The sequence below is a fragment of the Delftia sp. RIT313 genome (genome assembly GCF_000632165.1).
GTDB classification, from domain to species: domain Bacteria; phylum Pseudomonadota; class Gammaproteobacteria; order Burkholderiales; family Burkholderiaceae_C; genus Comamonas; species Comamonas acidovorans.
This window is the reverse complement of record NZ_JFYT01000053.1, coordinates 26,356-40,464: the sequence shown is the minus strand read 5'-3', so window position 1 is coordinate 40,464 and position 14,109 is coordinate 26,356. Positions and strand designations below refer to the sequence as shown.

Below are 14,109 nucleotides of genomic sequence, written 5' to 3'. Positions count from 1 at the left end.
GGCGCGCCGAAGGGCGGCGCACCCACCCGTCAGTTGCTCTTGCGAACGCGCAGGTACCACTCGCACAGCAGGCGCACCTGCTTGGACGTATAGCCCTTGGCCTCCATCCGGGTGACGAAGTCCTCGTGCTTGCGCGCGTCCTCGGCACTGGCCTTGGCGTTGAAGCTGATCACGGGCAGCAGCTCCTCGGTATTGGAGAACATCTTCTTCTCGATCACCACGCGCAGCTTCTCGTAGCTGGTCCAGCTGGGGTTCTTGCCCTGGTTGTTGGCCCGCGCGCGCAGCACGAAGTTGACGATCTCGTTGCGGAAGTCCTTGGCATTGGCAATGCCCGCGGGCTTCTCGACCTTCTCCATCTCGGCGTTGAGCGCGTTGCGGTCGAAGGCCTCGCCGGTATCGTTGTCGCGGTACTCGCTGTCCTGTATCCAGTAGTCGGCGTAGGTGACGTAGCGGTCGAAGATGTTCTGGCCGTATTCGCTGTAGCTCTCCAGATAGGCGGTCTGGATTTCCTTGCCGATGAACTCGGCATAGTGCGGCGACAGGTATTCCTTGATGTAGCTGGTGTACTTGGTCTCCAGCTCGGCAGGGAACTGCTCGCGCTCGATCTGCTGCTCCAGCACATACATCAGATGCACCGGGTTGGCCGCCACCTCGGTGCTGTCGTAGTTGAAGACCTTGGACAGGATCTTGAACGCGAAGCGCGTGGAGATGCCTGACATGCCCTCGTCCACGCCCGCATAGTCGCGGTACTCCTGGAAGCTCTTGGCGCGCGGGTCCGTGTCCTTGAGGCTCTCGCCGTCATACACCTGCATCTTGCTGAAGATGCTGGAGTTCTCGGGCTCCTTCAGCCGCGTGAGCACGGCGAACTGGGCCATCATCTTGAGCGTGCCGGGCGCGCACACGGCGCTTGCCAGGGACGACTCGCGGATCAGCTTCTCGTAGATGCGCACCTCCTCCGACACGCGCAGGCAGTACGGCACCTTGACGATGTAGACGCGGTCCAGGAAGGCCTCGTTGTTGCGGTTGTTGCGGAAGGCCTTCCACTCGCTCTCGTTGCTGTGGGCCAGCACCATGCCGTCGAAGGGAATGGCGCCAAAGCCTTCCGTTCCCTTGTAGTTGCTCTCCTGCGTGGCCGTCAGCAGCGGGTGCAGCACCTTGATGGGCGCCTTGAACATTTCCACGAACTCCAGCAGGCCCTGGTTGGCCAGGCACAGGCCGCCCGAGTAGCTGTAGGCGTCGGTGTCGTCCTGGGCAAAGTTCTCCAGCTTGCGGATGTCCACCTTGCCCACCAGGCTGGAGATGTCCTGGTTGTTCTCGTCACCGGGCTCGGTCTTGGCAATGCCCACCTGCCTGGAGATGCTGGGATAGCGCTTGACCACGCGGAACTGGCGGATATCGCCGCCGAGCTCCTCCAGGCGCTTGACGGCCCAGGGCGACAGCACATGGTTGAGGCAGCGCCGGGGAATGCCGAACTGCTCCTCCAGCAGCGGCCCGTCCTCCACCGGATCGAACAGGCCCAGCGGCGACTCGTTCACGGGCGAGCCCTTGAGCGCGTAGAACGGCACCTTCTGCATTAGGTATTTGAGGCGCTCGGCGATGGAGCTCTTGCCACCGCCCACGGGGCCCAGCAGATAGAGGATCTGCTTGCGCTCTTCCAGGCCCTGGGCCGCATGGCGGAAGAAGCTCACCACCTGCTCGATGGAGTCTTCCATGCCGTAGAACTCGGCGAAGGCCGGATAGCGCCGGATGACCTTGTTGGCAAACAGCCGCGACTGGCGTGGATCATTGCGCGTGTCCACCATTTCAGGTTCGCCGATGGCTGCCAGCATGCGCTGGGCAGCACCTTCGTAAGCCATGGGATCGCGCTGGCACAGGGCGAGAAATTCGTCCAGCGACATCTCTTCTTCGCGAAGGCGAACGTAACGTGCAGCCGAGTTGCTGATGACATCCATACGACCTCTCCCGGCGGCACCCGAGGGCGAACAGTGCCGCGAAGTTGCAAGGCATTCGCTACCGTGTGGAACTGTTGTAGCACCTTGCATCGGCTTTGAATAGCTCATACGTCCCACATGTCTGCATTGCGCGCGAGGTCACAATGTCAGGTTCCTGGACTACCCCGCTTTTTGCGGCGCCGGGACAGGGGCTTGAGCCAGCCGGGCCTGCAGCAAGGCCCGTGAATACAGCGCCTGACGCTCCCACTTTTGACAAATGATAGTCCGCACTCACACAGCGGCACAGGCCCGAATTCAGAACCGATGTCTCCTGCCGACAACCCCCTACTTGCCGCCGGTCGCCCATCGCGCAAACTGGCTGCCGTGACGCCGATGCACCTGCTGCGGGCCATGTGCCTGGTGCTCGGCCTGCTGCTCGCCCTGCTGGCACCGGGCCTGGCCAAGGCCGCACCGGCAGCAGGCCCTTTGGGTGCCTTGCAGGGCACGCTGGGCGGTGGCTCCGCGTCCGACAAGGAACGAAGCAACGCCATTCAGGCCCAACTGGATGCCGCCGCATCGGCCACAAAGGAAGCCGATGCGCTGGCGCAGGAACTGGACCGCCTGCGCGCCAGGGCACGCACGCCCGTGCCTGCCCTGCCCGCGCCGCTGAGCGACGAGCAGCTGGGCAGCCTGTTCGATCGCTGGAAGGAACGCGTTCCCGCCAACGCCAGCCAGGAAGTTCTGGAGCGGCTGCTGGCCGATGAGCGCGATGCCATCGCCGCACTCAAGGTGGGCATCGAAAAATCCGCGGCCGACCAGGCCAACCTGGTCTCGCAGCCCGGCCCGGGGCGGATCGATCTGTCCATCCTCCAGCAACGCGCGCAGGAAAACGCCGAGCCCGTGACCGCCGAGCCCGGCGAAGCCCCCGACCTCACCCAGGCCCGCCAGGCACGGCGCAGCGCAGAGCACCGCCGCGCCCTGCTGGAGCTGGCGCTGCGCCAGGAAGAGCAGTCCACCATCGAAGCCCGCCAGCGCCTGCTGGCCGCCCAGCTGCAGGCCCAGCGCCGCGAGCTGCTGGAGCGCATGCCGCGCGCCGCCTGGCTGACCCAGCGCATTGCCGAGCGCAGCCGCCAGCAACTGGAGCAGCAGGTGCAGGAGATGGAGCTGGCCGCCCAGCACGCTTCCGCCGCCGATCCCGCCATACGCGACCTGGCCCAGCGCAATGCGGCGCTGGCCGCGCAGATCCTCAAGAACTCCAATGAACTGGCGCAGGAGCGCAAGACCCTGGCCAATGACGAATATGTCCGCGACCAATTGAGCGCCACGCTGCGCGACACCCAGGCACGCCTGCGGCTGGGCGGTGGCAGCGCGGCCGTGGGCCAGTGGCTGTGGCAGCAGCGCGTGGAGCTATCCTCCGGCAACACCTTGCAGTCCAGGCACCGCGCCGTGCAGCGCCAGCTGGCCGAGCTGCGGCTGATGCTGTTCAACTCCAGCAAATGGCGCCAGAACCCCGGCGCGGACACGGCGGCACAGGCCCCGGCCGACGCTGCGGATGCAGGCGGCGTGGCGGCACCTGAACCTGCCGCCAGCGCCACCACGGCCATCAATGCATCCACCTCGGCACAGCAGACCGCCCTGCTGGCCCGGCAGGTGGCGCTCACCGATCAATTGCAGCCCGTTTTGCTGCGCCGCATTGCCGTGCTGGAGCAGACCGATGAAGCCCTGCGCGCCGCCCTGCGCAGCGGCAACGAACTGCGCCAGGTGCTGGACAAGGAACTGCTGTGGTTCCCCAGCCACCGCCCCATGGACCGCACCTGGCTCAGCGAGTGGCAGGCGCTGGAGCAGGACATCGAAGGCAGCAGCTCCCCCTGGAAAACCGCGCGCGCCCTGGCCGCCAGCATCTGGAACGATCCCTGGGCCTTTGGCGCCGTCGGCCTGATCGTGGCCCTGCTGCTGGGCCTGCGCCGCTACGCGCTGCGCCAGTTGCAGTCCATCGCCGTGCGCGTGGGCGACTTCATGCGCGACAACTTCGGGCTGAGCCTGCTCGCGCTGGGCTGGAGCCTGCTCTACACCCTGCCCTGGAGCTTTGCGGCCGCGGCGCTGGGCAGCCTGCTGCAAGGCCCGGAAACCGTGGGCACGGCGCTGGAGCCGCTGGGCGCCACCCTGGTCCAGCTCAGCGATTTCATCTTCGTGGCCACCTTGCTCAACGCCCTGTTCTGCCCGGGCGGGCTGGCACTGGCCCACTTCGGATGGCCGGCCGCTCGCGTGCAGATGCTGCGCCAGATGGTGCGCCGCGCCGCCTGGCTCATCGTGCCTGCCGAACTGCTGGGCGGCCTGGCCTTCTACAGCCATGACAACCACGCCATCAGCACCTGGGGGCGCATCTCCATCCTCATGCTGTCGCTGGGCCTGGCCTGGATGGCCTGGCTGTACTTTCGCCGTGTCATGCAGCAAAAGCGGCCCGGCATCCACTGGGGGCAGATCGTCAGCGTGGTGCTGATGCTCATGCTCAGCGCGCTGGCCGTGGGCATCGTGCTCGGCTATGTCTACACGGCCACCGAATTCATCCAGGCCCTGATGGCCAGCTTTGTGTTCCTGGGCGCGGTCGAGGTCGTGGTCAACCTGCTGCGGCGCTGGCTGCTGCTGGGCGAGCGACGCCTGGCGCTGAACCGGCTGCGCGAAGCCGCCAGGCTGGCCCAGAGCGGCTCGGGCGTGGACACCGGCAAGGCACCCACCGACGAAGCCACCCAGATGGCCCTGGTCACGGTGGGCGCCCAGGCGCACAGGCTGCTGGGCCTGCTGCAGCAGGTGCTGGTCGTGCTGACCCTGGTCTACGCCTGGCTGCCCGTGCTGCCTGCGCTGCTGCGCTCTGAAGGCGTGGTGCTCTGGTACACCACCAACACCGGCGCCGACGGCATCGCGCATGCCGCCCCCGTGAGCCTGATGGACGCGCTGCTGGGCGTGATGATCCTGCTGCTCACCTTCAGCTTTGCACGCAACCTGCCGGGCCTGCTGGAAGTGACGCTGTCGGCCTCCAACCGCATCAGCAGCTCCGCGCGCTACACCCTGGCCACGCTGGCACGCTACGCCATCACCATCGCGGGCACGGTCAGCGCCTTCACGCTGCTGGGCCTGCGCTGGGGCCAGCTGCAGTGGATGGTCGCCGCGCTCACCGTGGGCCTGGGCTTTGGCCTGCAGGAGATCTTCGCCAACTTCGTCTCGGGCCTGATCCTGCTGGTGGAGCGGCCCTTCCGCGTGGGCGATGTCATCACCATCGACACCCTCACCGGCACTGTCACGCGCATCCGCACGCGGGCCACCACGGTGCTGGACTTCGACAACAAGGAAATCGTCATCCCCAACAAGACCTTCATCACCGGCCAGGTGACGAACTGGACCTTGAGCGACGACGTGACCCGCCTGGTGATCGACGTGCCCGTGGCCCACGGCAATGACCCCGAGCGAGTGCGCGACATGCTGCTGGCCATTGCCAGGGAACACCCCCAGGTGCTGCGCGAACCCGAGCCCAACTGCTGGTTCATGGCGCTGGAAGGCAACGGCCAGCGCTTCGAGCTGCGCGCCTACGTGGGCAAGGTCGAAGACCGCCTGCCCGTGCGCCACGACCTCAACCGCCGCGTCAACGACCGGCTCAAGGACGCTGGCATTGCCGTGGCCTTCCCGCAGCTGGACCTGCATGTGCGCAACATGCCGGCCCATGCACCGGGGCAAGCACCTGGGCAGACCCCACCCCATCCGACGGCATGAGGCCGGCAAGTCCCCCGGTTCCACGCGCACAGCGCGGCATTGCCGCGCTCGCGGTCAGAACACTTCCCAGTTCTCGTCCACACGCTCGCCCGCATTGCGCAGCGGGGTGACCTTGGCAGGCGCTGCAGCAACCCTGGGTGCCGCTGCGGACGCCATCGTCCGATGGCCGCCCTTGCTGCCTGCGGCGGCCGGCGCTGGCGCCTGGGCCGGTGAGGACGCGGGCAGGGACACGGACGAGGACACCCCGTCCAGCTTGAACAGGCTGACCAGATCGACCAGCCTGGCAGCCTGCGCGTTCAAGCTTGCGGCAGCAGCCGCCGATTCCTCGACCAGGGCCGCATTCTGCTGCGTGACCTGGTCAAGCTGTACGACGGCATCGCCCACCTGCGCCACACCGTCGGCCTGCTCGGCCGTGGCCGCGCCTATTTCGCCGATCAGGTCGGCAACGCGCTGCGCCTGCTGGACGATGTCCTTCATCGCGGAACCCGTCTCGCTCACCAGGCCCGAGCCCTCGTCCACCTTGGACACGCTCTCGCCTATCAGGGCCTTGATCTCCTTGGCTGCCCCCGCGCTGCGCTGGGCCAGGCTGCGCACTTCGGATGCCACCACCGCAAAGCCTCGCCCCTGCTCGCCCGCCCGCGCCGCCTCCACGGCGGCATTGAGCGCCAGGATGTTGGTCTGGAAGGCAATGGAGTCGATCACGCCGATGATGTCCTCGATCTTCCGGGAACTGGCGGTGATCTGCTCCATGGTCGCCACAACGCGGTCCACGATCTTGCCGCCGCCAGTGGCGGCCTGGCTCGACGAAGCGGCCAGCTGGGTGGCGGTACGCACCGTATCGGCATTGAGCTTGACGGTGGCGTTCATCTCCTCCATGGAGGCGGCGGTCTGCTCCAGATTGCTGGCCTGCTCTTCCGTGCGCTGGCTCAGGTCCGCATTGCCCGAGGCAATCTGGCTGGCGCCGGTCGCAATCGATTCGCTGCTTTGCCGTACATCGGCGACCACGCGCGCCAGGCCGGCCCGCATGTCCTCCATGGCGCGCAGCAGGCTGGAGGTGTCGCCGGGCGCCAATTGCACCCGCACGGACAAATCGCCCTGCGCGATCTGGCGCGCCACCCCGGCGGCATAGGAGGGCTCTCCGCCCAGTTGCTGCTTGACCGTCCTGGTGATCATCCAGGCCACCAGTCCGCCCAGCGCGGCGGCCAGCAACGTCAGCACCAGCATGGCCACGCCGTCTTCGGCCACGCGGCGCAGCGAGCCGTCCACCGTGGCCTGCGTCTGTGCCTTCTGGTAATCGACCAGTGCCTCGACCGCATCGAAATAGGTCGTCTGCAAGGAGCGCAGGCGCCCCATGATCAGATCCCTGGCGGCATCGCCCTGGTTGGCCAGGCCCAGGTCACCGGCCTGGCGCATGGTCTCCACGAAAGGCTGGCGCGCCTGACGTATGTCGGCAAAGAGCCGGCGCGCCTGCTCGGTCTGCAGGCGCTGGTCCAACTCCTTCATGACCAGGCCGTTCCTGGCAACCACCTCATCCAGCCGGCGGCTCTCCTCGGCCATCTGCGCCGGATCGGTGATCAGCGCCAGATTGCGCACCACCCGTGCCGACGCATTGGCGTTGTCCTTGAGCGATTGCAGCCGGGCCAGATTGCCCATGCGGTCCTCGGCCAGCACGCGCAGCTGCTCGCCCTGGTCATGCAACTTCATCCAGCCGAAGGCCGCCACGCATACGCAAACCACGATCACCGCGAAAAAACCCATGCCCAGCATGGTTCCCAACTTCATACGCCTCAAAAAACCCACGTCGCTCTCCCTCGAACCACCTACGCAAACCGGCCAGACTGCTGGCACGGAAGAAACACATTCAGGAACAAATTTGACAATTTGAATCAACTGAATCGCCTTCCCAAACCCTGCACATCCGGTAGGACAGCGCCTTGCCGACATGCAGGCATGGCGCTGCCAGCGGTCCGCAGTCAGCGATGGGAAGCCAGGGGCGCGTAGATATCCCGCAGCAGGTGCTCCAGCTGCGCCAGCACCATGGCACTGGCCCGGCTGCGGACGGCCTGCGGCTTCGTGGCCGTGAGCACGTCGCGGTAGAGGTGCTCGACGTCGAGGGGGCGGATCACCGTGGAGCGCCGTGGCCGCAGCATGCGCAGGCTGATCCACGGCAGCACACTGGCGCCCAGCCCTGCGCGCACCGCACCGATCTGGGTGGCAGTGGAGTTCACCTCGCCTGCCACCTGGTAGCCGGTGTCCAGCGCCGCAAAGGCCCGGTCCAGCGCACCGCGCGTGGCATTGGGCAGGCTGGGCAGCAGCAGTGGATGCCGTGCCAGATCCTGCAGCGACATGGGCTTGCCATCCGCCTCGGGCGCCAGGGCGCGGGCGCAGCCGAAGAAGAAAGGCTCGCGTACCACGGGCCGCGTCTCCAGCTTGGCCGTGGCCTCCGAGGCATAGAGCACGCCCATGTCGAAGCGGCCACTGTGCACGCCCTCCACCAGATGGCCGCTCAGCCCTTCGTGGATGGACAGGATGACGGCCGGCCAGCGCTCACGGCAGGCGGCCAGCAGGGGAACGGCCAGCACCTGGGCGATGCTGCCCGCAATGGCCACCGATACAGAACCGGCCACCTGCGATTCCTCGACCTGAACGCAGGCCCGCGCATCGGCCACCTGCCGCAGGATGGCCTGCGCCTGGCCGTACAGCAGCCGGCCCGTGGCCGTGGGTTGCACGCCCAGCGCGCCACGCACCAGCAGCGTGCTTTGCAGTTCCTGCTCCAGCAGCTTGAGCTGGTGGCTCACGGCGGATGGCACCACGTGCAGCACATCACAGGCGCGGGTGATGCTCTGGGCATCGATCACGGCAATCAGGTATCTGAGCTGGCGCAATTCCATGTCAGGTCCGAAGAGGGGTTCGATTTGCACGAAGGCCGGTTCTGAATTCCTCAGCCATGCGCTGCGAGGTGCTGCCTACATTGTGCTTACCGCCACTCCGCTACCCAAGCCCCATGCCGTTCCACCCCCGATCCCTGCTATATGTTCCTGCAACCTCCGCACGCATGCTGGCCAGCGCAGGGCGGCGCGGTGCCGATGCCCTCGTGCTGGACCTGGAAGACGCCATTGCCCCCGCGCAGAAGGAGCAGGCCCGCGCCATGCTGCAACCGGCCATCGCCAGCCTGCGCGGGCAGTGCCCGGTGCTGGTGCGCATCAACGCGGACAGGGCATTGGCACAGGCCGATACCGAGGCCGCCTTGCAGGCTGGTTGCGATGGCCTGGTCATCCCCAAGGTGGAATCTGCCGCCGATGTGCAGCGCATCGCAGCCCTGGCCGATATCCACGGCAGCCCGCCGGTGCTGCTGCAGGCCATCGTGGAGACGCCCACCGGGCTGATGCGCCTGCAGGACATTGCCCGGGCCTCACCCCGGCTGGTGTCGCTGGCCTTTGGCGGCGAGGACTTCGCCACTGCATTGGGCGTGGCGCCCACGCCCCAGGCCCTTGCCATGCCGGCACAGGCCGTGGTCATCGCAGCCGTGTCAGCCGGGCTGCATCCCGTGGGGCTGGCAGGCAGCATCGGCGGCTATGCGGATCTTGCGCAGTTCGGCGAACTGGCCCGGATCTCCCGCGCACTGGGCATGCAAGGTGCCGCCTGCATCCACCCGGCCCAGTTGGCGGCCGTGCACGCAGCCTTCGGAGCCAGCCAAGAGGATCTGCGCCAGGCGCGCGACACCGTGCTGGCCTATGAACAGGCGCTGGCGCAGGGACAGGGCGCCGCGGCCGTTGACGGCCGCATGGTCGATGCACCCATTGCACAGCGCGCACGCCAGTTGCTGCGCAGCACCGGGGAAGCCGCATGAACGCCACGGACAACACAGGCGCCCTGCCCCTGCGCGGCATCCGCGTGCTAGACCTGTCGCGCCTGGCTGCAGGCAACATGCTCACGCTGCAATTGGCCGACTTCGGCGCCGAAGTGATCAAGGTCGAGGCGCCAAGCGGCGACACCCTGCGCGACTGGAAGAACGACGGCCAGCCGCTGTGGTGGCAGATCTACGCGCGCAACAAGAAAAGCATCTGCCTGGACCTGCATGACGGGGCCGATGTGCAAAGTCTTCTGCAGCTGGCCGAATCGGCACAGGTCCTGGTGGAGAGCTTTCGCCACGGCGCACTGGAAAAGTTCGGACTGGGACCCGATGTCCTGCTGCAGCGCAATCCCCGCCTGGTGATCGTGCGCATCTCAGGCTGGGGCCAGACCGGTCCCTATGCGCAACGGCCCGGCTTTGGCACCCTGGTCGAAGCCTTCTCGGGCTTTGCCCAGAAGAATGGCTTTCCCGACAAGCCGCCCGCCCTGCCCAACCTCGGCCTGGCCGACATGATCGCGGGCCTGGCGGGCGTGGGCGCCACCATGTTCGCACTGCGCGAAGTGGAAACCAATGGTGGCCGCGGCCAGGTGGTGGACCTGTCGCTGCTGGAACCCATGTTGGCCGTGCTCGGCCCCGACCCTGCCATCTTCCAGCGCACCGGCCAGCGGCCACGGCGCATGGGCAACCGTGCCGACATCGCCGCACCGCGCAATGCCTACCAGTGCGCAGACGGGCGCTGGCTGGTGATGTCGGGCTCCACCCAGCGCATGGCCGAACGGATTTTCGAGGCCATGGGCCGCAAGGACCTGTGCAGCGATCCCCGCTTCGCCACCAACGCGGCACGGCTGCGACATGTCGATGCGCTGGACGCGCTGATCGCCGGCTTTGTGGCACAGCGCAGCCTGCAGGACAACCTGCTGCACTTCGGCCAATGGGAGGTGACCGTGGGGCCGGTGCTTGACGTGGAGCAGTTGCTGGCCGACGAGCATGTGCGCGCCAGGGCCTGCATCACCTGCATCCCCGATGCCGACGGCCAGCCCCTGCCCATGCACAACGTCTTTCCGCGCCTGTCGCGCACACCCGGGTCCATCCGCAGCCTGGGCCCTGCGCTGGGAGAGCACCAGCACCTGGTGCCACCGGGCGCCTGGAGCGATCACCCTGCCCCGACCGAATGAACCCTCAGCCCATACAACGAAGGAGACATACCATGGCCTTTCTCAGGAATTTGCTCACCAGGGTCGCCACGGCGGCGGCCCTGGGCCACGCCGCCCTGCTCTCTTTGCCAGCCCACGCGGCCCCTGCGCAACTGGTCACCCTGGTGGTGCCTGCCGCGCCGGGCGGCTCCAACGACATCGTGGCGCGCGTCATGGAGCCGCTGCTACGCGGCGCACTCGACCGGCCCGTGGTGGTCGAGAACCGGGGCGGCGGCGGGGGCAATGTCGGCGCAGCCTACGTGGCACGCGCCGAAGCCGGCAGCAACATCTGGCTGCTGACATCAGCCAGCATCGTCACCATGAACCCCGGCTTGTTCGCCAACCCCGGCTTCGACACGCTGCGCGACTTCGTGCCCGTGGCCGGCATTGCCAGCGTGCCCCATGTGCTGTTGGTCAACAAGGACTTTGCGCCGTCCACCCTGCCCGAGCTGCTGGCCTTGCTGCGCAGGGAGCCGGGCAGGTACTTCTTCGGCTCTGCCGGTAACGGCACCTACTCGCACATCCTCATGGAATTCCTCAAGCGCGCCGAAAAGGTGGATGCCTCCCATGTCCCCTTCCGTGGCGTGGCCCCGGCCATGACCGAACTGATGGCCGGGCGCATACAGATGCTGATCAGCACCCTGCCTTCGGCCATGCCCTACCTGCAAAGCCGCGACGTCAAAGCCCTGGCCGTTTTCTCCGACCAGCGCAGCGAGTTCCTGCCCGACCTGCCCCTGGCCCGCGACACCGTTGCCGGCCTGGTTGGCGACCTGTGGATTGCGCTGTACGCGCCCAAGGACACACCCTCGCAGGAAGTGCAGCGCATGCGCCAGGCCGTGGACAAGGCCCAGGCATCACCCGGACTGCGCGAGAAATTCCGCAAAATGGGCGCCAGCGTCTACGCCCCCACCGCTGCAGAACTGCGGCTGCAGACGGCAGCCGACCTGGCACGCTGGAGCCAGTTGATCCGGCAGGCAGGCATCCAGGTGGACTAAGCAGACGGCCCATTTCAAGACATTCCAGAGCATTCCAAGGAGACTCCATGAAACTGCTGAGATTCGGCCCCGAGGGCCAGGAAAAGCCCGGCCTGCTGGATGCCGAAGGCCGGATCCGCGACCTGTCCGCCCTGTTGGACGACTACACGCCCCGCCTGCTGGGCCGCGAGGCGCTGCGGGCCCTGGCCGCCATCGACCCCGCCAGGCTGCCCCTGGTGCAAGGCCCGGTGCGCATCGGCATGCCGTGGAGCGGCATGTCCAAGTTCGTCGCCATCGGCCTGAACTACCGCGACCATGCCGAGGAAGCCGGCATGCCCATTCCCAAGGAGCCCATCCTCTTCGCCAAATGGCCCAGCTGCGCCTGCGGCCCCGACGACGACATCCCCCTGCCCGAGGGCAGCACACGCATGGACTGGGAGGTGGAACTGGGCATCGTCATCGGCGAGCGCGCGCGCAATGTGTCCGTGGCCGATGCGCTGGAGCATGTGGCCGGCTACTGCCTTGCCAACGATGTGTCCGAGCGCGAATACCAGATCGACCGCAGCGGTGGCCAGTGGAGCAAGGGCAAGGGCTTCGACCGCTTCGGCCCCATCGGCCCCTGGCTGGTCACGCGCGACGAAGTGCCCGACCCGCAGGCCCTGCAGCTATGGCTGGATGTGAACGGGGAGCGCCGCCAGAGCGGCAGCACGCGCACCATGATCTTTGGCTGCGCCGAACTCATCAGCCACTGCAGCCGCGTGATGACGCTGGAGCCCGGCGACCTCATCATCACCGGCACGCCCCCGGGAGTCGGGATGGGCATGAAGCCGCCGCGCTATCTGAAGGCTGGCGATGTGATGGAGCTGGGGATCGAGGGGCTGGGGGTGCAGAGGCAGCGAGTGGTGTAGATCCACAAAAAAGCGGCTTCAAAAAGCCGCTTTATTCTTGAGCTGAACCAGCGCTCAGCTGCCCGCCACCTTCATCCGGTTGATCAGGATCGAGCCCACGGTCTTGGCGCCGTAGTTGTAGGCATCTGCGCCCACGGCCTCGATGCCCTTGAGCATGTCCTTGAGGTTGCCGGCGATGGTGATCTCATGCACGGGGAAGGCGATTTCGCCGTTTTCCACCCAGAAACCGCTGACACCGCGCGAGTAGTCGCCGGTCACGTAGTTCACGCCCTGGCCCATGAGCTCGATCACGAACAGGCCCGTGCCCAGCTTCTTGAGCATGGCGGGCAGGTCGTCGCCGGCCTTGGTGCGGCGCGAGGTCATGACCAGGTTGTGCGATCCGCCGGCATTGCCGGTGGTCTTCATGCCCAGCTTGCGTGCCGAGTAGCTGGACAGGAAGTAGCCCTCGACGCGGCCGGCATCCACCACCTTGCGGGCCTGCACGCGCACGCCTTCCTCGTCGAAGGGCGAGCTGCCCTTGCCGCCGAGGATGAAGGGGTCTTCCGTGATGTCGATGTGCTTGGGGAAGACGGGCTTGCCCAGCGAGTCGAGCAGGAAGGTGCTGCGGCGGTACAGCGCGCCGCCGCTGACGGCCTGCACGAAGCTGCCCAGCAGGCCTGCGGCCAGCGTGGACTCGAACAGCACCGGGCATTCGGTGGTCGGGATCTTGCGGCTGCCCAGGCGGCTCAGGGCGCGCTGGGCGGCGTAGCGGCCCACGGCTTCGGGCGAGGCCAGGTCGGCCGCGTTGCGCATGGAGCTGTACCAGGCATCGCGCTGCATCTCGCCATTGCGCCCGGGCAGCGAGGCGATGGGCGCCACCGACAGGCTGTGGCGCGAGCTGGCGTAGCCGCCACGGAAACCATTGGTGTGGGCACTGAAGAAATGGCTTTGCTGGGCCGAGACGCCCGCGCCTTCGCTGTTGGTGATGCGCTTGTGCGTGCGCAGCGCGGCTTCCTCGCATTGCAGCGCCAGTTCGGCCGCTGCCTCGCTGGTGAGGTCCCAGGGGTGGAACAGCTGCAGGTCGCGGTGGGTGCCGGGCTGGGCGATGTCGGCCGCATCGGGCAGGCCGGCCATGGGATCTTCGGCCGTGAAGCGTGCGATGTCGTAGGCGGCCTGCACGGTCTGCTGGATGGCTGCATCCGAGAAGTCCGAGGTGCTGGCGTTGCCACGGCGGTTGCCCAGGTAGACGGTCACGCCCAGCGACTTGTCGCGGTTGCGCTCCACGGTCTCCAAAGCCCCCTTGCGCACGCTCACGCTCAGGCCGCAGCCCTCGGAAGCCTCGGCCCCGGCGTTGGTGGCGCCGAGCTTCTTGGCGTGGACCAGGGCACGGTCCACCAAGTCTTCAAAAAACGGTTGGCTGTAGCTGAAGCCGGAATCAGCCTGCGGTTTGGCGGTGCTTGCCGAGCGGGGACGGGGTTTTTTCATAGCGGCGGCTATGATAGCCGC

At 67.1% G+C, this 14,109-nt stretch carries 9 protein-coding genes; 5 read left to right on the top strand and 4 right to left on the bottom strand.

The annotated features are described in order from the left end of the window. Positions 1–29: 29 nt before the first annotated feature. Positions 30–1,952 (bottom strand): PrkA family serine protein kinase, encoded by a 1,923-nt coding sequence (locus BW39_RS15810; protein ID WP_012204247.1) that lies wholly within the window; start codon positions 1,950–1,952, stop codon positions 30–32. Positions 1,953–2,324: 372 nt separating this feature from the next. Here BW39_RS15810 and BW39_RS15805 point away from each other — a divergent pair, with 372 nt between their 5' ends. After that, positions 2,325–5,696, top strand: coding sequence for a mechanosensitive ion channel domain-containing protein (locus tag BW39_RS15805; protein WP_043822886.1), 3,372 nt, complete (start codon positions 2,325–2,327; stop codon positions 5,694–5,696). 54 nt (positions 5,697–5,750) lie between these two features. Here BW39_RS15805 and BW39_RS15800 read toward each other — a convergent pair whose 3' ends face one another. Beyond that, positions 5,751–7,478, bottom strand: a complete 1,728-nt coding sequence (locus BW39_RS15800; protein ID WP_043822884.1) for a methyl-accepting chemotaxis protein — start codon at positions 7,476–7,478, stop codon at positions 5,751–5,753. A gap of 191 nt (positions 7,479–7,669) precedes the next feature. Then, the gene (locus BW39_RS15795) at positions 7,670–8,587 is read right to left on the bottom strand and encodes a LysR substrate-binding domain-containing protein (protein WP_052155357.1); all 918 of its coding nucleotides are present in this window, start codon (positions 8,585–8,587) and stop codon (positions 7,670–7,672) included. Positions 8,588–8,643: 56 nt separating this feature from the next. Between BW39_RS15795 and BW39_RS15790 the strand changes: the two genes are divergently transcribed. Genes BW39_RS15790 through BW39_RS15775 form a run of 4 tightly spaced genes read left to right on the top strand, consistent with a single transcriptional unit; the run spans position 8,644 to position 12,624 of the window. Further along, on the top strand, positions 8,644–9,546 hold the full coding sequence (locus tag BW39_RS15790) for an HpcH/HpaI aldolase/citrate lyase family protein (protein WP_043822883.1): 903 nt from the start codon (positions 8,644–8,646) through the stop codon (positions 9,544–9,546). Further along, positions 9,543–10,724, top strand: a complete 1,182-nt coding sequence (locus tag BW39_RS15785) for a CaiB/BaiF CoA transferase family protein (RefSeq protein ID WP_052155355.1) — start codon at positions 9,543–9,545, stop codon at positions 10,722–10,724. The genes BW39_RS15790 and BW39_RS15785 overlap by 4 nt, the downstream gene beginning before the upstream one ends. 32 nt (positions 10,725–10,756) lie before the next feature. Beyond that, the gene (locus BW39_RS15780) at positions 10,757–11,737 is read left to right on the top strand and encodes a Bug family tripartite tricarboxylate transporter substrate binding protein (RefSeq protein ID WP_043822881.1); all 981 of its coding nucleotides are present in this window, start codon (positions 10,757–10,759) and stop codon (positions 11,735–11,737) included. 47 nt (positions 11,738–11,784) lie between these two features. Further along, positions 11,785–12,624, top strand: a complete 840-nt coding sequence (locus tag BW39_RS15775) for a fumarylacetoacetate hydrolase family protein (protein ID WP_043822879.1) — start codon at positions 11,785–11,787, stop codon at positions 12,622–12,624. Between the two features lie 54 nt (positions 12,625–12,678). On the opposite strand, the gene pmbA is transcribed toward BW39_RS15775, so the two are convergent. Then, positions 12,679–14,088 (bottom strand): metalloprotease PmbA, encoded by a 1,410-nt coding sequence (gene pmbA / locus BW39_RS15770; RefSeq protein WP_012204243.1) that lies wholly within the window; start codon positions 14,086–14,088, stop codon positions 12,679–12,681. Positions 14,089–14,109 lie beyond the last annotated feature (21 nt).